The following is a 25,191-nucleotide window of genomic DNA, read 5'->3' as shown; positions in this document are numbered from 1 at the left end:
TTATTCCTTAAAAGGCGTGCAAAGATACAAATAAGATTACTGATTTCCTTTTAACAAAATACAGAAAATTGTTAAAAGCATTAATAATCAAAATACCAATTAAACAAATCACTTCGTAAGCCTATTGAAAACCAAGTTGTATTTGATTTCACTGTAGTTGTTGTTTCGGCGGTTGGATCAAAATTTCTAATTAAAAAATTTCCGAAAACCTTTAAGTTAGCAGCTGGATTTACTAGGTAACCAACTTGCAAATCAGCAATCATTACATTTGTTTTATTTCCCTGCCCAACTGTTACACCTACATCATACGGACGATCATCGTCATAATCTAGATAAATATTTCCTCCATAATTGAAATTATCGGTCCCGTCTTTGAAATCAAAACCTCTTTGCCCGTAAATTAATTTCGCATCTGCAAAATATCTTCCTTTATAATATCTAGCAATTGCGACTAATTCCCTAAAGTTTCCACCCCAATTATGGCCCATACTTTGATTATTATGTCCGTAATTCGTTATTGGATTACTGTGTGAATACACGTAAGGACGTACTTGATTATATTCAATTTGAAGCATTAAATTCTTAACTTGAAAAGCGTCATAATACTTAGCACCTATTTGATAACCAAATTTATTCCTCCAACTTTGATTACTTTCTTTGACATCACCAATTGCAAATTCATCAATTAAGAATTGTCCATAGAAATTAATTTGATTGTTCCATTTATATTTTGAACTCAGACCTAAGAGTGCATTTCCTGTTTTTGAAGACGAACCAAATTCGACAGCTCTGTAAAATATTAAAGGATTCACGAAGTTAAAATCAAAACCTCTTTCATTCGTATCCGTCCAAACAACATTTTCGAAAAACCCTAGATTAAATCTTTTAGTCACATTCCAACTCAAGTAGTGACTTGCCATATATTTTGTAGCATAAGTTCCGTCGACAGTTGCTAAATCGCGGACATCTTTTAACCACATATAAGTATTTGTGTATTTAATTTTCCAAAAAGTAGTATTGATTTTGAAAAACGGATATGGACTTGTTCCATCTCCTTGCAATAACGAACGATAACCGTCTCCTAAAAAGTTTCTTCCATAACCTAATTGCAAATCAATGAATTTATTTGGTGTGTATTTAATGTTTGCTTCGGCCAATGGAAAATCGTAAGCATCTTCTTTAAAGCGTTTTGCAATTCCAATTCCTGGAATTATTGCTGGATTTCCTCCCGAAGGTTTAATGCTTTCGGCATACCTATTATAATAATCTGCGAATCTTCCTTGACTTTCAAAAATGGATGTTGAAAAGGTTAATTGTTCGCCCAAACCTCCATCTACTTTTACACCTCTCGTATTCACAAATGTATTTGACGCTTCACTTTCGGAATCTTTTCCAACCCTTAAATCCACAACAGGATTTAATGTGAACCAATAACCTTCACCCTGAATTGCTACTAAATTTTCATTCCATATTTTTCTTCCAAACCAAGATTCTTTTTGTTTTAAATAGGCTTGATTTACAGCTTCGAAATCATAATATTTAGCAACTTCCTCATAAGAATATGGCTTTGAAGCCGTGTGATTATTACTTCCAACCTGATTTAACAAAGCATCAAAAACACCATAATTCTGGTGTGAAAACATAATATTTCCTTTGCTTTTAAATTGTGGATTTTCGAAAGGTTTATATAGGATATCATTATATTCCGTAAGTTCTTTCGAATTATCGATTAGTTTTGAATTGGTTTTATCTTGAACGAAGACATTATTTTTAGTTTCAATAGTATTTGGTTCCACGAGAGGAATCGCAATTTTCAAGGTAAATTTAGTATAAGTTGGTCTTCCCGAATAAGTCGCCGGTTTGATTTTTGGCAAGGCGGAAAAAACTCGTTTTGTTTCTAACTTTAATGATTCATGCGGTGCATCAATATAAATTACTTTGAAAGTTCCGGTTGTATCCACTTCAAAAAGTGCAATTACTGTCCCTTTGAAATTAGCTAATTTTGCATCGTCTGTTACTTTGTAATTTGCAAAAATATATTTTTGCAACGTGTTGTAAAAACAAGCTTCTTGCTCATTCGCTAGAGAAACTTCACATTCAGGAAACTGTGGAAATTGTTCTCTAGGATTGGTTTGTGCAAAAGTGCAATATCCCAAAATAACAAAAAATACGGATAAGAATTTTATCATTACAATACTTTAATAATTATTAGTTGAAGTTTCTCCATTTGCAATTGCTTTTGCTGCAGAAGTGCCAATGCGTTTCACGCCTAATTCAATCATTTCAATAGCTTCTTCATAACTTCTCACCCCACCAGCTGCCTTTACTGATAAAGGAAAGGAATTTTCTAACATTAATTTAATTGTATGAACAGTTGCGCCGTTAGGAACTCCTTCTGGTGTTTTATAAAAGCCTGTTGACGATTTTACGAAAACCTTTTCGTATTCACTCTCTTTAAAGTGATCCATCACCACGTTTTTAATCAAAGCGGAAAGTTGTATAATTTGATGATCATTTAAAGCAGCTACCTCAATAATCCATTTTACGATTTTATGATGCTGTAATCCTAATTTAGTACCTTCTAAAACCTGTTTTTTAACTTTATCAAATTCTTCATTTTGGAAGGCTTTATAATCCACCACGAAATCCAAATCATCAGCGCCATTATTGATTGCTAATTTTGCTTCAGCTAATTTATCTTCTAATGAGCCAGCACCGTCTGGAAAATCAATAACAGTTCCAATGGTTACTTTAGATTTAGCATTTTGAATCATCTCTTTTGCCAAAGCAACTTTATCCGGACGAATCATAATCAGTTTGAAGTCATACTTTATTGCTTCTTCAACAAAGCCCGCAACAACTTCTGTGTTTTTCTCTTCAGTTAAATTTGCCTGCTCGGCAGTTTTTAAATAAGTAGAATCTAAATAGTGTTTAACGTTCATTTGTAAGAGTTTTATAGTGATGTGTAAAAATAAAAAAAATCCCTTCGAAAAGAGATTATTTAAAAGTTTATTTTAATTATTGAATTCTAAAGGTCACTGGGATGCTATATTGTATTCTAACTGGTTTTCCACCTTGTTTGGCAGGAATTAACTTTGCGACTTTTTTTACCGCCAACTCTGCTGCTTTTTGCATATCCTTTGTAGCTCTTTTATTATCTAAGGCTTTTACATCTACAATTTTACCCGTTTCATCAATAATGAAAGAAATTAATGCTACGCCTTGTTTCCCTCCTTCTAAATCTCCTTCAGGATAAACTGCATTAGTGGCTACAGCTTTTGACATTTGCTCCTCAAAACACTTCATCTGATCATCTCTGTCTAATCCTCTGCAAGCGGGAAACATTGGTAATTGTTCGACATTAAAAACAGTTGTCTCAACAGGTGCAGCTGGAAAATTATTATTTGGTTGGTTTTCTGCAGCGGGTTGGGTCGGGTTTTCAGTTGCAACAGGAGCGGCCGTTTCAATTGGTATTTCCTTTTGTTTAGGAACATCTTTAGTCGTTGATTTTATTTGATCTTTAAATTTAGGAGCAGTAACTACAGGTTTATCTGCAAGTGGTTTTGATTGGGGAATCACTCTAAAATCCGTTGGTACTGTAAGTGTAAATGTCGGCGGAATTTCATCAGCGGTTGCGTATTTAGGTTTTAATTCAAAATTAAATTCTAACACAAACAGCACTACTAACATTGCTGCAATAAGTCCTAACTGGAAAAAGATAAAGCTATTTTTAGCTCTTTTTGGAAAATCTACATTTGGTTTCATAATAAAAAGATTAAGGTTAACAACTTGTTAATCTATTGATACAATTTATATGCCAAAAAAAACCCAACTTATAAGTTGGGATTTCTATGATTAACCTAATCTAAAAGTGATTGGCACAACGTGTCTTACTTTAACTGGTTTATTTCTTTGTCTACCTGGTTTTAATTGAGGTAACTTTTCAATGATTCTTCTTGCTTCCTTTTCAAGTAATTCACTTCCGTTAGGACCTTTTACTCGTTGAACGGAAACTTTACCATCGACACCAATTAGATATTCAACTTGAATTCTACCTTGGATATTATCTTCCATCGCTCTTTCAGGATAGTTGAAGTTCTTTTTAATGTGTTTTGTCATTTGCTCTTGAAAACATTCAAATTGACGTGACTTAGGTTCATTTTCACAACCAGGGAATAATGGCACTTGCTCAATAACAGCAAATGGTAATTCATCAGGAATATCGTCACCAGCAGTACTTCCTTCTTCTCCATAAGAATCAGCTGACTTCGTTTCTTTTTGTTCTGTTTGTTGGTTGTCCTCCACTTTTTCAATCTTAGTCTCTTTAATTACGACTTTGTTCTCCACAATCTTAATTTCTACAGGAGCAGGTGGTGGTGGTGGTAATTTTTGTGCAGGCGGCATTGTAAGAATTGCCACATCTTGATCTACAAAATTATTTTCAATCAAAAGTTCTTCTACCACAACTTTTGGATCTTCCGATTTTAATTCGATTCCAACATATGTTAATAATAAAACTGCAGCCAATCCTATTTGGAAATAAAGTGTGCTATTTCTTTTTGGATCTACGTTAGGATTCTTCTTTAATTCCATAATTTTAATTTTGAGGTGCTAATATAGTTAATAATAGAAATATCTTTAAAGTTTTTTTTTAAAAGTTTTAGAATTTAACCAAAAAATAACAAGTAATGCTACAAATGCACCTCCTGAATTAGCCAAAGCATCAAAAACATCTGCTTGTCTATTTTGAGTTAGAACGCTCTGTAAAACTTCAATAATTATGCCAAATATAATTGCAGCACTAACTATTATAAACTTTAATGATTCCTTCTTAATTTTTTTTTCTAATGCGAAATACCAAAGTAATGTAAAAACAAAGTAAAATATAAAATGTATTGTTTTATCATTTCCTGGAACTTCAACCTTTGGCATATTATTTAAGCTTACTAAACTAGCAATCGTAATTGCGATAGTCCAAATAAGCGCAAACGCAAATAAATTACGCTCCGATAAGTGCCTTGTAATCTTCACTTGATAAAAGTGCTTCTACTTCTGACAGCTTAGAAATTTTAACTTTCACCATCCAACCATCACCGTATGGATCCGTGTTTACTTTTTCCGGATCAGATTCTAATGAATCATTAAATTCAATAATCTCACCTGAAAGAGGTAAAAATAAATCAGAAACTGTTTTCACCGCTTCAACTGTTCCAAAAATTTCGTCTTTTTCTAAAGTCTGGTCTAAAGTTTCAACTTCCACGTAAACGATATCTCCCAATTCTTTTTGAGCGAAATCTGTGATTCCGATTGTTGCAACGTCTCCATCAACTAAAACCCACTCGTGATCTTTAGTATACTTTAAATTAGCTGGTATATTCATTTCTTAATTTGATTTTTATTATTTGACAAATGTAATTGTAATATTTGAATTCTAAAATATGTTTTTTGTTATTTTTTATGATTCTAAAAAAAATCGATGTTAAATTAACTTTTGGTTAATTTCCAAAATTATATCGCAATGTAAATCCAGATCTTATATTTGTAATTGGGAACGAGGTAGAAATAACCGCTTGTGAAAACTGATGATCATAAAAGAAGATTGCTGTTAAGTTTCTACTAAACGAATAATCTGCAGTTAACTTCACAGACCACATATCTTGCCCGCCCCCTAATTGATTATTATCATAATCTAAATAACGCACGATTGTATTGTTTTTACGAAGTGAAAAATCTGCTTTTATGTTTACATCGCTTCTGATTACTCCTGAAACATTGTCTGCCAAAGCAGAATTAAAGGTAACATCTTTAATGCGATATCCTAATCCTATTATATATTCGTTACCCGAAACTTCTGTCAGGAGATTATTGTCAAAACTCATATTTAAGGTTCGATCTTTTTTAATTTCTGCTAAAAGTTTGATTGAGTTTTTCAAGGTCATGTCTACTTTTACCAAGGGATTAAATTGTTCTGCTAAATTTACATTTGAAATTAACTTGCTTGCATAGAAATTTCCATTAGCATCTGTTGGCGTAGTATTTAAATTAGAACGAAAAGCATTTACGTTATAACTTGCTCGATAACCGTGCTGCACAGAGAAGGTTTTAAATTTATCTTTAAACCATGTATAGCGCATTAAACCAGTATACTTCACATTCCAGTTTGGCAAAGGAACATCTCTGAATACGCCAGTTGAAACTTTTCCGGCTTCCTTACCTGAATATGCTGCTACAAATGATGGCAATAATACTTGTTGACTATTTTTTCCATATCCTACAGGATATCCTTCCGCATCTCTGGGGAAAGATGTTGTTCCATAGTATTTATTTGCTAATCGATCTGCGACAATTAGTCTATTATCTCTAAAATCTTGGAAAGCTTGAGAAAAATTAACATCACTTTGATCAAATGCTGTTTTAATCAAAATTGTCGAAATATTAAAATTCCCAAAATCGTAAGGCGAGCGCGAATTATATTGTCCTGAAGTTACATCATATTGTTCTGAATAATTATAGGCATAAGTTCTATCGCCAGATAGCGTAATTTTTAAATCTGGAAATGGAACTACATCTGCTGTAATATTCATTTGTTTATTTTTCACTTGTGTATAATTCTGATTAAATTCTGGAAAAGATGTTAACCATCCATTTCTAGCCGCTTCGTATCGCACATCTGCCTGACTACCGAAAACAAATCCCAACGTTGGTTTTGACGAGCCAAAGAAACCTAAACCAGGCAAATATCCCGGAAGAACCGTTCCTTCATTTTGGGTAAAATTAGCTTGAATTGTTTTTACACTTGTTACCAACCCAATCAAACCTTTCATAAAAACATTTCTTTCCGTAGATGTGTTTTTCGGAGCAGCTACCAATTTTTGCCCAGGAACGGGAGCTGTAGTAGGTTTTTTAACTTTTGTTTTGTTTGTTTTATTAGGTGTTAAACCAATGTATTTATAAAAAGCATCCATAGAAAAAGTTGTATTCAACTTGTGCGAACTTGCATTTTGAATGGTGTTTCCTAAGGTATAACTTGTTCCGTCTTCTGCTTCAATTGTAGAAAAAGCATCTGATGAACGTTGCCAGTTATAATCTCCTGTGTAAATATAGGTCGATTTTACAAAAGCCAAAACCGGAATTTTATTGATTGGTAAATCATAATTCACAACAAATTGTTGGTTGTGTTGATTTGATTCTCCAATATTCCAATAATCATCCCAAATATCAAGTCCGTCAATGGGTAAACTATTTTCGTCTAAATAATTTTTAACAATATTATTTGATGAAGCTGTATAATTTACACGCAACGATTTCGTAAGGTTGTAATTAAATCCATACTGATAATTGAAGAAGTAATTTCTTCTGTATAAATCTCCAAGACCAATTCCTTGCACATCTACTAATCTAAAGCGCTGTTTATTAAACTGGCGTAAAATAGTAGAACTAAAGTTGATATTTGATGGTAAAAAATTAAAATTAAAATCACTTAACATTTTATAATAACCACTTTTCTTAAGAGTTTTTGAATTCTTGAAAGGTTCCACCACAAGCGGCTTAAATGAATAAGCATAATCTACGGAGGTTCTGTTTTGTTTATCTTCTAGGCTTTCTATTTCATAATCGTGGTGTTCCATTTCGTTTAAAGAATAGGAAAGTGTTAAGTTTTCCACATCATAAAAGTTCGCTTTCTTCTCAGGATTTCGTTCTTTTCTAACACCAATAAAATTTAGACTTGTACGTTTTGTATAGTCAATAGCTCTATTTTCAATATTTGCACGTTCAGTTGCATCATTTGTGATTGCCAACAATTGATCTAACTCAATATCTTGATAGAAAGGATCAAATTTTGGTGTAATTGTTTCTTCACCAACTCCATAATTGAATGGTAGATTAATTCCCCATTTCTTTGGTAATAATTTTCCTAAGTTAACATTAGTAACAATATCATATTGAAAAACATCTTCTCTGCTTCTTTCATTTGGCCCTTGTTCTAATGAACCAAATCCGATGGTACTAATGCGTGTTGTTGCAGAAATATTAGCAAAATCAGCTAAATTAGTGTCTACGTTTGCAATCGCTGCATATCCCCCTTTATTATCCATATCTGAAATACGCAACTCATTGAACCAAACCTCGCCTCTTTGAACTTCACCTGATTTGTTTTTCACACCAATCATTAAAGTTCTAACCAAACCAAAATTTGGATTTCCTTTAATTCCTAATGTCAATCTATTATTAGGTGAACCAATTACAGCATTTTCTTCTTCGATAAAGCCAATTCCGTTCGCATCTACAATAATATTAGGATCGTTTTGTAATTTTAAAATTTTAAGTGCCGTTAAATATTCGAGTGGTAAGGCTATTTCATTTTCCTCTGGCCATATATCTTCTGCAGAAGATGTACCGTGAGGCGTAACTTTCAATGGCATTTCTACCTGATAGAAGTTGTCTGTGAAATCATTTCCAAAGCGAATAAATGCAATCATTTCATCGTCTTGCAAACGATCACCATCTGTATTTCCTTCTATTGCTTCGGCATGCAAAAACATTCGTAGTTTCTTAAATTGACGCATATCTACACTTACGTTTTTGAAAACTGCTCTTGAATCCTGAATTTCCAATCCGCCTAAACCTGCAATTGTTTGATCTTTCTTATATACTCTCAACGAAAGTGATTGCTCATTTTGATTTATAACTGTGTTGTTGTTATACAATTGCTCACGAATAACACCTGGAGGCGTTACATATTTAATAGGACTTCTATTTCCATTTTCTTGAATATTTAGCGCTACTACATCAAATCCTGTATTATCATCATCCAAGTTAGGATCTGCAATGTCCAAAGTGTTTGTAAATCTTCTCCATTCACCTCGTACTAAATCTAAAGCACCAAATCTAAGGGTAACTTCCTCTTTAAACCCAGCCATATACATGCGCATGAATCGAATCGAACGGAAATCTGTAATTGGGCCAACTTTATTTGCATTTGTAAATTCTAAGATTGGAATTTTATATAAAATCCATCTTGCTTTGCCCGATTGTCCATTCGGTAACTCTATGCCACTATTTATTTCTCTAAAATCAGCAATATAATTTTGACCTACAGGAACTCCGCCTTCTGGATATAATTTAATAGGTACTTCAAATTTAAAATAAGCATTAATCGTGTTCATTGTATTGTCGCGATTGATGTCTTCTACATCGGGATACGTGGTATTTCCTCTGTTTGTATCTGTTACATTTACTGGTGAATTTCCTTGTGTCCCATTATAATCTCTATAACGATTTACAATACTTCCACCAGAATTTAGATAAAAATTATAATTATCGGCAGATGGATCGGGTTGCCCACTAAATAGTGGATACTTTGCTGCTTCTTCCAAATCCGATAAACCGTCAAACCCCACATCTTGTGCGGCTCTATTGGCCTCTGAGGTATCAAATGCATAAATTAATGATTGAGAAGCTGGTACTTGTCCCCAAGTTGTGGAAATTGTTGGCGACGATGAACCTGGCTCTGGAAGACCATTTTCATAAGACTTTTTACCGTCTCTCAAAATATCTTCTGAAATTTCTCCTAAATTGAATACGATTTTACCTTCATTCGTAGGATCGATGACATCACCTGTGTTCCCGTAAAATGGATCCATCACCCAAAATTGAATATATTCTACGTTGGATTGTTCAAAATTAGTTGAATTTATCGGACGCACAACACCCGCCCAGTTATTAAGTGCCTCGGCGTCTGAGAATTGATTAGTAGCCGCCAAATCGGGATTATAGTTGTAAGGCCCTCGGTCTTTTGGGGAATAAGTTAAATCTAGTGTATTAATTACTGTTGTTTGCCCTTGTGCAATATCGGTTACAGGATATAACTCTCTACTAAAAATTCTTCTCGATTTATTAAACGACAATTCAGTATCGGAGACTCCACTTGGAGGCTGTGTATAGAAGAGCGGATCAATACTGTACCAAGACATTTTTGCTCTTTTATAACCAATTGATAAATCATCGACAGCAGGTTCGTTTGCAGTTGCATCGCCATCATAATTATCCTCTAATGGAACACTTGCTAAACTCCAAGCCAAGGGCGAACGCATGTCGATTGTAGATTGAGAACCTTCAAAGTCATCAATATAAGTTGTAGCCTCACCATTAAATTGATCTGTTTTAGATGTTCCTGGTTTTAAATAGGCAAATTCTCCTCTAAAAGAGATATTAGAAGGTACATCGGTATCAATATTAGGTAATTTATTAACCAAGCGCGTTAAGAAAGGAACTTCAGTGGAATAATTGGCATTTAACCCAAAAATAGAGTTATTTACTGATTCTTGTCCGTAATTAGATTTCGTAGTAAACGGTCTTTCTGACATGTTTAAAATCGTTGCTCCTACCAAGAATTTATCGTTGAATTTATGTTCTACGTTAATACCCCAAAATCTTCTCGTTTGTTGTCCAAAAACCGAATTATTTTCTACCGAAACTTCAATTGGTGTATTTGAAGCTTGAAGTGCTGGATCTGTAATATTTACTTTTCCCATTTGATAATTCACTGTATAATCTACACCTTCAACTAACAATCTTCCGCCGGCGGTTACTACAACAGAACCCTGCGGCACGTTAAAAGCACCAATAGAAATTCCGTCGCCACCCATTGATTTGTAACGTCCCTTTATTTGGAATTTATTTTTTCCACTTTCTTGTAAAGCAGCTGCTTGTGTTGTTTTATATAAGTTTCTAAAAACGTATTTTGTTTGATTAGAGTTATATAGTGCTCCATCATAATCTTCCGATGCATTTAATCTTAATTTCTCAAATAAGTGTTTTCCAAAAGGCTCTACAGTTGTAAAAATAATTCTACCTTTTTGAGCATCGATTGTTAAACCAGGAATAAAATCAAAAAAACCGTCTCCTCCCGCTTGTGGATCATTAGTATAATTTAATTTATCAACATTGAACACTTTTAAAAGTGGCGTTTCTTGCACATCTGCAGGCAGGGGATCAACTCCAGCTTGCGTAATGTAATTCAATGGTGAAGGATCAGTGTATAATATATTTAATTTAAAATCTTCTTGCTCTAATTGATAGCCGCCTGTTTGATAAATATTTTTCATCATCAAATTCCAAGCCGGTTCTGCTACAACTACTAAATTAGATTTCAACATTTTAAGTAACAAAGCTTGCGAAGTTGGCACTCCCACAGGATCTACATTTGTAGCATCTACACCGTCTGTTCCAAATTCCCCAACTTGATATACCTGATCTCCAATGGTGTACTGGTAAGAAACTGCTAAAACTTCATCATTCGTTAAACGTTGATTAAGTGAAATATATCCTAATTGAGGATGAAATGAATATTCCGAAGCTGTTAATTTTCTTGCGTTTTCTAGTTTAGCGAAGTCAACTCCTTCTGCCATTCCTGGATTATTAAAACCATTCAAAGCAGTTGAAACATCTCGGATATTGTTATTTAAGAAATTACTTCCAATGTTTGAAGGGTCAAATTTATTATTTGCATTGTTTGATGGTGTGTCTGGTGCTGCATTGAAAAATCCGGGAGTTGACACCCCAACAATCGAGGCATCTGACTGACCAAAAATTTGCGATTCTCCTAAATCTTGAAGTGCAATAATATTTCGTAAATTGTTTTCGGTATTGCTAACTCTATTTTGTTTGTTGGTAACCCAAACTTCAATACGAGTAATTTGAACACGAGAATTAATGTAAGGGTAAGTCGCTAAAGCCTTGTCGTATTTGTTTCTAAAATATTGAGATAAAAAATAGTGCCGATCTGCATCATAATCTAAAGCGAAAACCTCAAAATCTTGTAATGTTCCTCCGCCTTGAGAAGTTACCGATTTAGTTTGTGATTTTTGTTCGGAGAAAACTCCTGTGAAAGTAGTTTTTCCAAATTGCAATTGCGCTTTAACACCAAATAAACTTTGTGCTCCGCGAACTAATGAATTTGATAATGGAAAACTTACATTTCCGACTTCAATTTTCTTGATGATATCATCTTCCGTTGGCGCGTATTCTAATTTAATTAAGTTTTGGAATGCAAATGTTGATTGCGTATCGTAATTGATATTTACGCTCAATCTTGTCCCTACTTTTCCTTGAATTCCTACGCTAATTCGCTGATCAAAATCGAAACTAGTCGTTTTTCGGTTTCGTGGCGAAAACGACGGATTATCTTGTTTTGTAAATCTAACACCTAAATCTAAATCTACTGTTCCTGTTGGTTTTACGTCGATGGTATTACTTCCAAATATGGCTTCAAAAAACTTAGAATTTACGTAATATTTAGGCAATAAATTTTTCTGAGCTTCTTCTGAACCTGCTTTTTTACCATCAATAGCCGCTGATTTTTGTTGATAATACTTGCGCATTTCTTCGCGAAGTATTAACTCTTGATATTGTTCAGAAGTTAATATTAAGGGATATTTGATATTGAAATCACCAACAGTACTCGTATAAATATAGCGATCTGTAGCGGCATTATAAGAGTATAACTCTGCGATACTTTTGGGGTTTGGTATTTTTAGTTTACCTAAATCTACTCCCGTTCTTACGCTGTCTTTTTCTTCGTCTACTTGTGCTTGTAGTGAGAAGGAAAACAACATTACTATGAATGCAAAACTATATTTTATGTATGCTATTGCTTTTATTGCCGTTTTTTTCAAGTTTTATAAATTTTTTAAAGCTTGTTTTATTAAATTTTCTACAGAGGCATTTGGGGTTTCTCTAATAATTTTATCTAATGCTTTTTCAGCAATTTTTCTTGCAAAACCTAAGACTTCTAAAGCAGATAACGCTTCATCTTTGTTTGTATTGCTCTCAGTCACTGAAACTTCGTCTAAATTGTACACTTTTAACACTTTCTCTTTTAAATCTAGAATAATGCGTTGTGCGGTTTTTGCACCAATACCTTTCATGGATTGCATTGTTCCCACATCATTTGAAGCAATAGCTTGAATAATATGACTGGGTGGCAATGATGAAAGCATAGTTCGTGCGATACTTGCTCCTACTCCCGAAACCGAAATTAATAATTTAAATAATTCGCGTTCTTGTTTTTCTACGAATCCGTACAAGGTATGTCCGTCTTCTTTAATTTGTAAAAAAGTGAATAATTTTAAACTTTCCGAATCCGGCAATAAAGAATAAGTATGTAAGGAAATATTAATATGATAGCCCACACCATTACAATCAATAATTACTTCGGTAGGAGTTTTTTCAACTAATCTTCCCTGGATGTGTGCTATCATAATTTACTTATTACTTTATTTGTTTTTTTCCTTTTTCTTGAGCATCTACTACAGCAACTGCAGCCATATTTACCATTTCTTCTACACTTGCCCCTAATTGAAAAACGTGAACCGGTTTGTCTAAACCTAAAATAATTGGACCTATAGAATCTGCTTTATTTAACTCTTTTAAAAGTTTGTAGGTAATATTTGCCGCGTCTAAATTAGGGAAAATAAGTGTATTAACTTTTTTATTTACCAATTTAGAGAAAGGGAATTTACTTTTAAGTAATTCTGGGTTCAAAGCGAAGTCACTCTGAATTTCTCCATCCACGATTAAATCAGGGAAATTCTCGTGCAAATAAGCAACTGCTTCTCTTACTTTATTAGGACCTTCATAGTTTGAAGAACCAAAGTTTGAAAAAGAAACCATAGCAATTACAGGTTCCATTCCAAACATTCTAACTGTTTTTGCCGTCATTAAAGCAATTCTTGCTAATTCTTGCGCGGTTGGATTTGGATTTATTGCAGTGTCCGACAAGAAAACAGGGCCTCTAGTCGTCATCATCATATTGGTAGTAGCGATTTTAGAAACGCCAGGCGCTCTTCCTATTAATTGCATTACCGGCTTAATTGTTGAAGGATAACTTCTCGAATGTCCCGTAACCATAGCATCTGCTTCCCCTGTGTTTACCATCATTAAACCGAAATAATTACGTTCACGCATCCATTTTTCAGCTTCATAAAAAGTAACTCCTTTTCTTTTTCTAGATTCCCAAAAGTGCGTCGCAAATTCGTGTCTTCTTGTAGCGGCTTCTTCCGTTTTAGGGTCGAAAATTGGCACATCAACATCAAAACCAATTTCTGCTTTTAATTCTTTTATAATTTCTTGATTTCCTAATAAAATTGGAAAACCGATACCTTCTTCATGAACAATTTGAGCTGCTTTTAACACATCAATCTGATCTGCTTCTGCAAAAACAATACGTTTTGGATTGGTTCTAGCTCTGTTGGTTAATAAACGAATCATTTTATTATCAGAACCCATTCGCTCTAACAATTCGTCTTTATATTTTTCCCAATCTGTAATTGGTGCTAATGAAACACCCGAATCCATTGCTGCTTTTGCAACAGCTGGCGCCACGGCTGAGATTAATCTTGGATCAAAAGGTTTTGGAATAATATAATCACGACCAAACGTTAATTTAGTTTCGCCATAAGCAATATTCACTTGTTCTGGCACTGATTCTTTTGCTAATTCTGCTAAAGCAACGACTGCTGCTTTTTTCATTTCTTCATTAATCTTGGTAGCTCTAACATCTAAAGCCCCTCTAAAAATATAAGGAAATCCTAGTACATTATTCACCTGATTAGGATGATCTGAACGGCCAGTCGCCATAATAATATCCTTACGAGTCGCAATCGCTAAATCGTAAGCAATTTCTGGTAATGGATTCGCCAAAGCAAAAACCACAGGATTATCAGCCATAGCCAACAACATTTCTGCAGATACAATATCGCCGGAAGACAAACCAACGAATACATCGGCACCTTTCATAGCATCGCCTAATGAGTCGTATTGTTTGTCCGTCGCGTATTTTCTTTGCATATCTGAAATTCTTGCGTCGTCTTTTCTCAATGCACCTTTACTATTGAACATTACAATATTTTCAAGCTTAACACCGAAAGCAACGTATAAATTAGCACAAGCAATAGCGGCCGAACCAGCTCCAGAAACTACCATAGTAATTTCTTCCATTTTTTTACCCGCTAATTCAACAGCATTTATCAGAGCCGCACAAGAAATAATTGCTGTTCCGTGTTGATCATCATGCATTACAGGAATATTCAATTCTTCCACCAAACGTCTTTCAATTTCAAAAGATTCTGGTGCTTTAATGTCTTCTAGGTTAATTCCTCCAAAAGTAGGTGCAATGTTTTTAACCGTAGCAATGAATGCTTCGATGTCTTTAGTGTCTACTTCGATGTCAAAAACATCAATATCAGCAAAGATTTTGAACAACAATCCCTTTCCCTCCATTACTGGTTTTGAAGCTTCGGGACCAATGTCTCCTAAGCCTAAAACAGCTGTTCCATTTGATATTACGGCTACTAAATTTCCTTTAGCGGTATATTTATAAACGTTATTAACGTCTTTTTGAATTTCTAAACAAGGCTCTGCTACGCCTGGCGAATAAGCTAAAGCTAAATCCCTTTGGGTAGCATATTTTTTAGTAGGAACTACCTGAATTTTTCCAGGAGTTGGTTTTGCGTGATACAATAAGGCTTCTCTACGTTTACTATCTTTATGCATAATTTTCTATTTTACTAACTCACAAATATAAGGGTATGAAGCTAAAATTAGAAATTATTTGTTCATTCTTTTGAAAAAAAAAAAAAGATTCAAAATTAGATAATAGTAAAACTCGCCGATTTTAACGAAAATATAATTGCGTTTTATGTAATAGAAATAAGAACTAACAACAAATTAAATCTTATCCAGTTATCTTTCACACCTAATCATATTAATTTATCGAGAAAAAACAAAATCGTTTTCTTCAGTTTAAAGCTAAAGACTTTTATGTTTTAAATACTATAAATGATATAGTTTAAAACGGCCAGAAGCGAATCAAAAATAAACAATTTTGAGAACATGTCAATTCTACCAAAAAAGTTCTATTTTTTAATTAGTGTTTTCACTTTCGTAAATACAGTCATCAACAAAACTGCTACGATTCCGAAAATGATGCCAACACCGAATTCTGCAATTATTGACGGAATATTTTGCGGCACAAGGTGATGAATATATTCAATATTATGCATAAAAATTCCTCCCGAAACTAAAATAAGTGCTACTGTTCCAATGACGGCAAGCGACTTGATGACAACTGGCAAAGCTTTAATTAAAGTTTCTCCTACGCTTGATAAGAAACCTTTGTTTTGGGATTTTCTCATTAAATAATAGCCGGCATCATCCATTCTTACAATTAATGCGACAATTCCATAAACGCCTACAGTAGCTATAATTGCAACAATTGTAACACTTAAAATCTGAGTAATAAGTGGATGCTGTTTTTCTAAAGCGGTTCCTAAAGCTATAATAATGATTTCAAGTGATAGGATAAAATCGGTTTTTATAGCAGAATTTACTTTTGCTTTTTCCGAATTCGCATCACTAACTTCAAGATTACTTTCTGCTATAACATCTTCCGCTTTTTTAGAACGGTGAAAAATATATTCTACTATTTTCTCCATTCCCTCATAGGCCAGATATACTCCACCTATAATTAAAGCCATTTTTATAGCGGGCGGATACAACCAATTTAAAACGAAAACTATAGGTAAAATAATAAGTTTATTGATAAACGAACCTTTTGTAACTGCCCAGAGGACCGGGATTTCTCTTTGCGACACAAAACCAGTTGCTTTTTCGGCATTTACCGCTAAATCGTCTCCTAAAATTCCTGCTGTTTTCTTCGCTGCCAATTTACTTGTCATTGCGACATCGTCCATTAAAGCAGCAATATCGTCTAGTATTGCAAAAAATCCTGATGCCATATATTTATGTTTAGCGTTTGGTTATTGTTTTAGGAAAGTTCAAAACTACGGTAAAGTTTTTTGTTTTTGAAGAAGTTTGTTTGATTTTGTACAATTTTTATATCGTAGAAAGCTTTTTTATTTTAAAAAGTACATTCATTTTGTCATACTTTGTATTATTTGATATAATTACAAAGTATGACAAAATTGAAGGATAATTAAGATCTAAAATATGATTCTACTACAAGTTTGCGTTAGGGATGGCAGTGGCATCCTTTTTGTTTTTCCTTTAAAAACAAAAAGATAGAACGGATAGCCCGACCTGAAAGGGAATGCCCTTAAAATAATCCGCCTTGTATATTTGCTTTCACCTTTCCTAAGTGTTTGTAAGCTTTTTCGGTAACTTCTCTGCCGCGTGGTGTGCGCATTAGAAAGCCTTCTTGAATTAAAAATGGTTCATATACCTCTTCGATGGTTTCGCTGCTTTCGGAGACTGCTGTGGCAACGGTTGATAGGCCGACTGGACCTCCTTTGAATTTTTCGATTATTGTTAGTAGGATTTTATTATCCATTTCATCTAATCCGTGGGCATCTACATTCAATGCTTTTAATGCAAATTTTGCGATTTCAATATCGATTTTTCCGTTTCCTTTGATTTGGGCGAAATCTCTAACGCGACGCAAAAGTGCATTAGCGATACGAGGTGTTCCACGACTTCTACCTGCAATCTCAATCGCGGCTTCTTCTGTAATAGGCATTTTAAGGATTGCCGAACTTCGCTGCACGATTGTAGTTAGTAATTCGGTGTTATAATACTGTAAACGGCTTTGAATTCCGAAACGAGCACGCATTGGAGCTGTTAACAAGCCTGAACGTGTTGTTGCGCCGACTAAAGTGAATGGATTTAAATTTAATTGAACGGTTCTTGCATTAGGTCCAGATTCAATCATGATGTCAATTTTAAAATCTTCCATTGCTGAATATAAATACTCTTCGACAATTGGACTTAAGCGATGGATTTCATCGATAAATAAAACATCGCGTTCTTCTAGATTGGTTAGTAATCCGGCTAAGTCTCCTGGTTTATCTAAAACCGGACCTGATGTAATTTTGATTCCAACACCTAATTCATTAGCCAATATATTAGCCAATGTTGTTTTTCCTAATCCGGGTGGACCGTGAAATAAGGTATGATCTAAGGCTTCGTTTCTCATATTAGCCGCTTGCACAAACACAATTAGATTTTCTAATACTTGTTCTTGCCCAGCAAAATCATCAAAACTTAAAGGACGTAACGCTTTCTCGATATCTATATCTTGCGGCGTAAAAGACTCTTTATTGGGATTCAAATTATCATTCATAAAGACAAAGATAGTAAAGTTATAAAACAAAAACCTCTCCGGAGTGGAGAGGTTTGTATGGTATGGTGAAAAATATTAATGATGTAATTCTTCTTCTCCTTCTTTCATTGGTACGTTTTGCATAACAAAGTCTTCATCATGACCTGGTTTGCTATAATCATAAGGCCATCTGTGCACTTCTGGAATTTCTCCAGGCCAGTTACCATGAATGTGTTCTACTGGTGTAGTCCACTCTAAAGTTGTAGATCTCCATGGATTTTGTGGTGCTTTCTTTCCGTAAAAAATACTATAAAAGAAATTCCAGAAAAATGCCAATTGGAAGGCAGCACCCACAATAGCGAATATTGTAATTAGTACGTTTACATCAGCTAATTCATCAAATAATGGGAACGCCGAGTTTGTATAATAACGTCTAGGTAATCCAGCCATTCCGATGAAATGCATTGGGAAGAAAACCCCATAAGCGCAAACAGCAGTTGTCCAAAAGTGAACGTAACCTAAGTTTTTATTCAACATTCTACCAAACATTTTAGGGAACCAATGATAAACTCCAGCGAAGAAACCATATAAAGCGGATATCCCCATAACTAAATGGAAGTGAGCAATAACGAAATAAGTATCGTGCACGTTAATATCTAATGTACTGTCTCCAAGAATGATTCCTGTTAAACCCCCAGTGATAAACGTAGATACGAAACCGATAGAGAACAACATTGCAGGATTCATTTGCAAGTTACCTTTCCACAAAGTTGTAATCCAGTTGAAGGCTTTTACAGCAGAAGGAATTGCAATTAATAATGTTGTGAATGTAAACACAGAACCTAAGAAAGGATTCATTCCTGAAACGAACATGTGATGACCCCAAACAATTGTAGATAAGAAAGCGATAGCAATAATTGAAGTGATCATTGCTCTATAACCGAAAATTGGTTTTCTAGAACTTGTTGCAATAATCTCCGAAACAAGACCCATTGCAGGTAAAATTACGATATATACTTCAGGATGCCCTAGGAACCAGAATAAGTGTTCAAATAATACTGGTGATCCTCCTTGGTAATGTAAAACTTCACCTTGGATGAAAATATCAGACAAGAAGAATGAAGTACCGAAACTTCTATCAAAAATCAATAATAAAGCTGCAGAGAATAAAACAGGAAACGACACAATACCAATAATAGCAGTTACAAAAAATGCCCATATTGTCAGCGGTAATCTTGTCATTGTCATTCCTTTAGTTCTCAAATTGATAACGGTTACAACATAATTTAATGAACCCATTAAAGAAGATGCAATAAAGATTGCCATAGATGTTAACCATAGAGTCATTCCTAATCCAGAACCCGGAATTGCTTGTGGCAATGCACTTAGTGGTGGATAAATTGTCCATCCAGCAGAAGCTGGTCCTGATTCAATAAAAAGCGAGCTTAGCATAATAATACAAGATACAAAGAACATCCAAAATGAAAGCATGTTCATAAATCCTGAAGCCATATCACGTGCTCCGATCTGTAATGGAATTAAAAGATTACTAAATGTACCGCTCAGACCCGCTGTTAGTACAAAGAAAACCATTATTGTTCCGTGAATTGTTACTAATGCAAGATAAATATCATTACGCATTACACCATCAGGAGCAAAGTTGTCTCCTAAAAATATCTTGAAAATTTCGAAAGATTCTTCAGGCCATGCAATTTGCATACGGAAGAATAAAGATAAAACAACTCCAACAATACCCATCAATAAACCCGAAATAAGGTATTGTTTTGCTATCATCTTGTGATCCAAACTAAAAATATATTTAGTTATGAATGTTTCTTTATGATGACCGTGTTCGTGTGACATATTAATTCTATTATGTGAAATATAAATAATTATTTAATAACTTGAGCTAATGCTTTTGTAGTATCTACAACGATTTCATTAGTAACAGGAGGTGCAGCAGGAGCGTTTGCTTCTTTCCATTGTGCTGCTAAAGTAGGCTTTTCAGCTAACCAAGCTTTAAAATCGGCCGGTGTATCAACAACAATTTTCATTTGCATATTGTAGTGTGATGCACCGCAAATTTTGTTGCATAATAACAAATAATCAAAAGTGTAAGGATCCAAGCCAGCAGCACCCTTCGCTACTAACTCTTTACTTTTCTTCTCTCTAATTTTGTTAATTTTGGTAACTTTTGCAACAATAGCCTCGTCATTTCTCATATCCGTTGTTGTTACACTTGGTGTAAAAGCAAATTGCGTTATCATACCAGGAACGCAGTTCATTTGCGCTCTGAAATGTGGCATATATGCTGAATGTAAAACATCTTGAGAACGTATTTTGAAAATTACTTTCTTACCTACTGGCAAGTGTAACTCAGTAACAACTTTATCATCTTGCGCCGCAGGATCAGCCAAATCTACACCCAAGGTATTGATTCCTTCGATTAATCTTACGTTTGCTTTACCTAAGGTTTTATCATCACCGGCATAACGTGCTTCCCATCCAAATTGCTTTGCATATAGCTCGACAATAATAGCATCTTGTTTATCTTCTTCATCTACGAACATGATAGAATTCCATGTATACAAACCGTACATAACTAAACCAGCTAACACTATTACAGGAATAATTGTCCAAATTGCTTCTAACTTGTTATTATCAGCAAAATACAACGCCTTTCTTCCTTCTTTACCTCTGTATTTGAAAGCAAAATAATGTAATAAAAACTGTGTTACAGTCTGCACGAAGAAAATAATAACCATTGAGATAGCCATTAAGTTGTCTACATCTTTACCATGCTCTGAACCTGGAGTTCCTAAAACAAACTCTCCCCAAGCGTATAATGCATAGATAGTAAAAATATAAATAAATCCTAAAAAGCCGAACATTAAATAACCATTAACACTATTATCATTGTCAGTAGCGATTTCCGACTTCTCAGAAACGCCCCCAATTTGTGTTAAGTCAAAAATTTTTGTCAGTTGCCAAACGGCAATACCGATTAAAACTATAACTGTAAAAACGAAGAAACTTGTCATTTTATATTTCTTTTTTAACTATTAATAATGAAAATGTTTACTTTCCTCAATAAACGGATTTCCTTTTGGTTCGATTGGTGCTTTAGTAAGTGCATTAAACACGATAAAGATAAATAGACCTAAGAAGAACATTAATGCTCCAATTTCTGGAATACCGATGAACCATTGATCACCAACCGTTGCAGGCATAATCATCACGAAGAAATCGATATAATGTCCGAATAAAAGTAATACCCCAGCTAAAACAACAATCCAAGATAGACGTTTGAAATCAGTATTGATAAGTATTAACAATGGGAAAATAAAGTTTACTATCAACATTCCGAAGAATGGGAAGTTATAATGTTGAATTCTTGTTACAAAGTAAGTTACTTCTTCAGGAATATTAGAATACCAAATTAACATGAATTGAGAGAACCATAAATACGTCCAGAAGATACTTAAACCAAACATAAATTTAGCTAAATCATGGATATGACTTGTATTCACATTAGGTAAATAACCTTTAGTTTTTAAATAAATAGTAACTAATGCGATAACAGTAATTCCACTTACAAAGAAACTTGCAAATACATACCATCCAAATAAAGTACTATACCAGTGTGGATCTACAGACATAATCCAGTCCCAAGACATAATAGATTCTGTAACGATGAAAATCACTAAAAATGCAGCAGCCAATTTGAAATTTCTTTTGTATGGAGCGTTATCAGTAGCTGTATCTTGTTCTAATGAGTTTTTTACAAATTTGAAACGGAAATAATTCCATACTCCTAAAAATAAAGCTGCAGTGATTAAAAATCTAGTAGCGTTTAACCATCCTTTTTTGTTGAAAATTAATTTATCAAAATCAACATGTTCTGGATTAATAACATCTGGATTCATCCAAGCAAATAAATGATTGAAATGTAATGAAGACAATACTAATAAAATAAAGAAAATGATAGAACCTGGTAATAAATAAGCAGTAATCCCTTCCATAACTCTGTAAAGAATTGGAGACCATCCTGCTTGTGAAGCATATTGAATAGCGTAAAAAGCTAAAACACCAACAGAAATCAACATAAAGAAGATACATGCTACATATAAAGCAGCCCAAGGTTTGTTTTGCAACTGGTGTAAAACATGTTCAGCATGTCCTTTGTCGTGATTTGCATCATGAGCGACAGTTTCTTTTTTAGGAGCATTAACTTTAGCATCAGCAACTACTGAGGCAGCAGTATCGGCAACTTTATTAGCAGCTACAGCAGAATCTGAAACAGTTTGAGTAGTTACTTCACTTGTTTTAGCTGTATCAATAGCTACCGCATGCGTATGAACATCATGTGTAGGTTTTTCTACATGAGCAGCCTCATGGTGATGAGTATCTGCTAATATTTTTTCTACATCTTCAATAGTTTTAGGAGCATTTAAAAATCCTACAACAATTCCTACAAAGCCTAAAGCCATAAGGATAAATGAAAATGTTTTTAATTTACTTGAAAACGTGTACGTATTCATATCTATAATTTTCAGAAATTTTTACTATTATAATCCCGCTTTAAGTTTTAAAACGTAATCTGCTACTTGCCATCTCTCGTTTTGCGTCAATTGATTAGCATGTGAACCCATTGAGTTCAAACCGTAAGTAACTACGTGATAAATACTACCTTCAGTAATCTCTCTATCTGCATAACTTGGGACTCCAAGAAATTTTTCTTTTACGACTAAATTTCCTTTTCCATCACCTTTTTCACCATGACAAATTGCACAATAAATATTATACAATTCCTTTCCTTTTTTCGCGTCAATCATTGTAGCGTCTAAAGGAGATTTCAAAGTAGCTTTTGCTAAAATGTAACCTTCAGGTGTGTTTGCAATTTCATAAGGAACAAAGCCTCTTTTTACAGAGCCATCAACTGGCTTTTGAGCTTCTACTCCTCCTTTAAAAACATCATGCTCCGAATAGGTTTCATAAGAAACTGCTTCATACATGTTAGGGAAAAACTGATAGTTAGGTTTTGATTTATCGAAACAAGAAGTTGCCAAAAAAGACAAACCTACTACTGCTACTATTTTATATAAACTTTTCATAACTATCTATTAATGCTTATCTACTACTTTAACTTCAACTGCACCAGTTTTTGTAAAAAATGAAATTAATTCATCTTCGTTACCATGAATTCCAACTTCCATTAAGAAGTGATCATCAGTAGTTCTAACATCAGGATTTTCTGCTGCTTTAAATGGCCATAATTTACTTCTCATATAAAAAGTAATAACCATTAAGTGGGCAGCGAAAAACACTGTTAATTCGAACATAATAGGAACGAAAGCCGGCATGTTATCAATATAACTAAAACTTGGTTTACCACCAATGTCTTGTGGCCAGTCTTGAATCATGATAAAATTCATCATCCAAGTAGCAAAAGATAAACCAACTACCCCATAAAGGAAAGAACAAATAGCTAATCTCGTAGGCGCAAGTCCCATTGCTTTGTCCAAACCATGAACTGGGAATGGTGTATAAATTTCTTCAATATGATGATGAGCTGCTCTAGTTTGCTTAACAGCATCCATTAAAATATCATCATCATTATATATAGCGTGTATTACTTTATTACTCATGATATTAATGATTATCTGAATGATTAGATCCGTTTTGTTCTCTTGCTCTCTTAAAATTGTCACCTGAACCTTTCAAAATAGTTTTTACTTCAGCTTGTGCAATTACAGGGAAACTTCTAGAATATAATAAGAATAATACAAAGAAAAACCCGATTGTTCCTATGAAAATACCTGCATCAACAAATGTTGGTTGGAACATAGTCCATGAAGAAGGTAAATAATCTCTATGTAAAGAAGTAACGATAATTACAAAACGCTCGAACCACATTCCGATGTTCACAATAATAGCGATTACGAATGATGCCATAATGTTAGTTCTAACTTTCTTAAACCACATTACTTGTGGCGAAACAACGTTGAAGAACATCATGAAGAAATAAGCCCACCAGTATGGTCCTGTTGCTCTATTCAAGAAGGCATATTGTTCGTATTCAACACCTGAATACCATGCAACCCACAGCTCTGTTATGTAGGCAACCCCAACAATAGAACCTGTAATCATTACAACAATATTCATTAATTCAATATGTTGCACAGTGATATAATCTTCTAGGTTTGATACTTTTCTCATGATGATAAGTAACGTATTTACCATTGCGAATCCAGAGAAAATAGCTCCGGCTACGAAATAAGGTGGTAAAATAGTTGTATGCCATCCTGGGATTACTGAAGTAGCAAAGTCAAAAGATACAATTGTGTGTACAGAAAGTACAAGAGGCGTTGCTAAACCAGCTAATACAAGAGATACCTCTTCAAAACGTTGCCAGTCTTTTGCTCTTCCACTCCATCCAAAAGATAGAATAGAATATACTCTTTTTGTAAAAGGTGTTACAGCCCTATCACGTAGCATTGCAAAGTCAGGTAATAAACCAGTCCACCAGAAAACTAATGATACGGATAAATACGTAGAAATTGCGAATACATCCCAAAGTAATGGCGAGTTAAAGTTCACCCACAATGACCCAAACTGATTCGGGATAGGTAAAACCCAATATGCCAACCATGGGCGACCCATGTGAATGATTGGAAATAAACCTGCCTGCATTACTGAGAAAATCGTCATTGCTTCTGCAGAACGGTTAATTGCCATTCTCCACTTTTGACGGAATAATAATAATACAGCTGAAATTAAAGTACCAGCATGACCGATACCTACCCACCAAACGAAATTGGTGATATCCCAAGCCCAACCTACTGTTTTATTTAATCCCCAAGTTCCAATACCGGTGGTTAAAGTATAAATCATACAACCTAAACCCCATAAAAATGCGGCTAAGGCTATTGAAAATACAGTCCACCATAGTTTATTAGCTCTACCTTCTACAGGTCTAGCAACATCTACCGTTACATCGTGGTAAGATTTACTTCCTACTACTAAAGGTTTTCTAATGGGTGCTTCGTAATGAGACGACATATTCCTTTATA

Annotated in this window: 17 protein-coding genes; all 17 read right to left on the bottom strand. The window is 34.2% G+C overall.

Going from position 1 to position 25,191, the window contains the following annotated elements; all coding sequences use genetic code 11:
• Positions 1-80: 80 nt before the first annotated feature.
• The 17 genes from T1L09_RS13705 to nrfD all read right to left on the bottom strand — a co-directional run bounded on the left by T1L09_RS13705 (position 81) and on the right by nrfD (position 25,180).
• Positions 81-2,189: a gliding motility protein RemB gene (locus T1L09_RS13705; RefSeq protein ID WP_322551534.1), complete on the bottom strand. Its 2,109-nt coding sequence runs from the start codon at positions 2,187-2,189 to the stop codon at positions 81-83.
• Positions 2,190-2,198: 9 nt separating this feature from the next.
• On the bottom strand, positions 2,199-2,942 hold the full coding sequence (gene deoC / locus T1L09_RS13700) for a deoxyribose-phosphate aldolase (RefSeq protein ID WP_322551533.1): 744 nt from the start codon (positions 2,940-2,942) through the stop codon (positions 2,199-2,201).
• A 76-nt stretch (positions 2,943-3,018) separates the two neighbouring features.
• On the bottom strand, positions 3,019-3,765 hold the full coding sequence (locus T1L09_RS13695; RefSeq protein ID WP_322551532.1) for an energy transducer TonB: 747 nt from the start codon (positions 3,763-3,765) through the stop codon (positions 3,019-3,021).
• A 90-nt stretch (positions 3,766-3,855) separates the two neighbouring features.
• Positions 3,856-4,593: an energy transducer TonB gene (locus tag T1L09_RS13690; protein WP_322551531.1), complete on the bottom strand. Its 738-nt coding sequence runs from the start codon at positions 4,591-4,593 to the stop codon at positions 3,856-3,858.
• Between the two features lie 45 nt (positions 4,594-4,638).
• Complete coding sequence (locus T1L09_RS13685) at positions 4,639-5,031, bottom strand: VanZ family protein (protein ID WP_322551530.1); 393 nt, start codon at positions 5,029-5,031, stop codon at positions 4,639-4,641.
• On the bottom strand, positions 5,000-5,380 hold the full coding sequence (gene gcvH / locus T1L09_RS13680; RefSeq protein WP_322551529.1) for a glycine cleavage system protein GcvH: 381 nt from the start codon (positions 5,378-5,380) through the stop codon (positions 5,000-5,002). Before gcvH ends, T1L09_RS13685 begins: the two co-directional genes overlap by 32 nt.
• Positions 5,381-5,495: 115 nt before the next feature.
• Positions 5,496-12,617, bottom strand: a complete 7,122-nt coding sequence (sov, locus tag T1L09_RS13675) for a T9SS outer membrane translocon Sov/SprA (RefSeq protein WP_322551570.1) — start codon at positions 12,615-12,617, stop codon at positions 5,496-5,498.
• 63 nt (positions 12,618-12,680) lie between these two features.
• Positions 12,681-13,262 (bottom strand): Holliday junction branch migration protein RuvA, encoded by a 582-nt coding sequence (gene ruvA, locus T1L09_RS13670; protein WP_322551528.1) that lies wholly within the window; start codon positions 13,260-13,262, stop codon positions 12,681-12,683.
• 10 nt (positions 13,263-13,272) lie between these two features.
• A complete protein-coding gene (locus tag T1L09_RS13665; RefSeq protein ID WP_322551527.1) occupies positions 13,273-15,555 on the bottom strand; it encodes an NADP-dependent malic enzyme in 2,283 nt (760 codons plus the stop codon).
• A 362-nt stretch (positions 15,556-15,917) separates the two neighbouring features.
• Positions 15,918-16,799 (bottom strand): DUF808 domain-containing protein, encoded by an 882-nt coding sequence (locus tag T1L09_RS13660; RefSeq protein WP_322551526.1) that lies wholly within the window; start codon positions 16,797-16,799, stop codon positions 15,918-15,920.
• A 317-nt stretch (positions 16,800-17,116) separates the two neighbouring features.
• Positions 17,117-18,139 carry a Holliday junction branch migration DNA helicase RuvB gene (ruvB, locus tag T1L09_RS13655; protein WP_322551525.1) on the bottom strand — a complete coding sequence of 341 codons (1,023 nt, stop codon included), beginning with the start codon at positions 18,137-18,139 and terminating at the stop codon, positions 17,117-17,119.
• A 75-nt stretch (positions 18,140-18,214) separates the two neighbouring features.
• Positions 18,215-19,981, bottom strand: coding sequence for a cytochrome c oxidase subunit I (locus T1L09_RS13650; protein WP_322551524.1), 1,767 nt, complete (start codon positions 19,979-19,981; stop codon positions 18,215-18,217).
• Between the two features lie 29 nt (positions 19,982-20,010).
• A complete protein-coding gene (locus tag T1L09_RS13645; protein WP_322551523.1) occupies positions 20,011-21,159 on the bottom strand; it encodes a cytochrome c oxidase subunit II in 1,149 nt (382 codons plus the stop codon).
• Between the two features lie 21 nt (positions 21,160-21,180).
• On the bottom strand, positions 21,181-22,659 hold the full coding sequence (locus tag T1L09_RS13640; protein ID WP_322551522.1) for a quinol:cytochrome C oxidoreductase: 1,479 nt from the start codon (positions 22,657-22,659) through the stop codon (positions 21,181-21,183).
• Between the two features lie 27 nt (positions 22,660-22,686).
• A complete protein-coding gene (locus T1L09_RS13635) occupies positions 22,687-23,232 on the bottom strand; it encodes a c-type cytochrome (RefSeq protein ID WP_322551521.1) in 546 nt (181 codons plus the stop codon).
• A 9-nt stretch (positions 23,233-23,241) separates the two neighbouring features.
• Complete coding sequence (locus T1L09_RS13630; protein WP_322551520.1) at positions 23,242-23,766, bottom strand: DUF3341 domain-containing protein; 525 nt, start codon at positions 23,764-23,766, stop codon at positions 23,242-23,244.
• A 4-nt stretch (positions 23,767-23,770) separates the two neighbouring features.
• Positions 23,771-25,180 carry an NrfD/PsrC family molybdoenzyme membrane anchor subunit gene (gene nrfD, locus T1L09_RS13625; RefSeq protein WP_322551519.1) on the bottom strand — a complete coding sequence of 470 codons (1,410 nt, stop codon included), beginning with the start codon at positions 25,178-25,180 and terminating at the stop codon, positions 23,771-23,773.
• Positions 25,181-25,191 lie beyond the last annotated feature (11 nt).

The organism is Flavobacterium psychraquaticum, from assembly GCF_034497725.1.
In the GTDB taxonomy this organism is placed as follows: Bacteria; Bacteroidota; Bacteroidia; order Flavobacteriales; family Flavobacteriaceae; genus Flavobacterium; species Flavobacterium psychraquaticum.
The sequence above is the reverse complement of the archived record's forward strand: the minus strand, read 5'-3'. Positions and strand labels throughout refer to the sequence as shown.

Coding starts and splice junctions, on each gene's coding strand:
- T1L09_RS13660 (WP_322551526.1), bottom strand. CDS start 16,799: ATGGCATCAGGATTTTTTGCAATACTAGACGATATTGCTGCTTTAATG.
- T1L09_RS13645 (WP_322551523.1), bottom strand. CDS start 21,159: ATGACAAGTTTCTTCGTTTTTACAGTTATAGTTTTAATCGGTATTGCC.
- T1L09_RS13650 (WP_322551524.1), bottom strand. CDS start 19,981: ATGTCACACGAACACGGTCATCATAAAGAAACATTCATAACTAAATAT.
- T1L09_RS13690 (WP_322551531.1), bottom strand. CDS start 4,593: ATGGAATTAAAGAAGAATCCTAACGTAGATCCAAAAAGAAATAGCACA.
- ruvB (WP_322551525.1), bottom strand. CDS start 18,139: ATGAATGATAATTTGAATCCCAATAAAGAGTCTTTTACGCCGCAAGAT.
- T1L09_RS13695 (WP_322551532.1), bottom strand. CDS start 3,765: ATGAAACCAAATGTAGATTTTCCAAAAAGAGCTAAAAATAGCTTTATC.
- nrfD (WP_322551519.1), bottom strand. CDS start 25,180: ATGTCGTCTCATTACGAAGCACCCATTAGAAAACCTTTAGTAGTAGGA.
- T1L09_RS13705 (WP_322551534.1), bottom strand. CDS start 2,189: ATGATAAAATTCTTATCCGTATTTTTTGTTATTTTGGGATATTGCACT.
- gcvH (WP_322551529.1), bottom strand. CDS start 5,380: ATGAATATACCAGCTAATTTAAAGTATACTAAAGATCACGAGTGGGTT.
- sov (WP_322551570.1), bottom strand. CDS start 12,617: ATGTTGTTTTCCTTCTCACTACAAGCACAAGTAGACGAAGAAAAAGAC.
- T1L09_RS13635 (WP_322551521.1), bottom strand. CDS start 23,232: ATGAAAAGTTTATATAAAATAGTAGCAGTAGTAGGTTTGTCTTTTTTG.
- T1L09_RS13665 (WP_322551527.1), bottom strand. CDS start 15,555: ATGCATAAAGATAGTAAACGTAGAGAAGCCTTATTGTATCACGCAAAA.
- T1L09_RS13630 (WP_322551520.1), bottom strand. CDS start 23,766: ATGAGTAATAAAGTAATACACGCTATATATAATGATGATGATATTTTA.
- T1L09_RS13640 (WP_322551522.1), bottom strand. CDS start 22,659: ATGAATACGTACACGTTTTCAAGTAAATTAAAAACATTTTCATTTATC.
- deoC (WP_322551533.1), bottom strand. CDS start 2,942: ATGAACGTTAAACACTATTTAGATTCTACTTATTTAAAAACTGCCGAG.
- ruvA (WP_322551528.1), bottom strand. CDS start 13,262: ATGATAGCACACATCCAGGGAAGATTAGTTGAAAAAACTCCTACCGAA.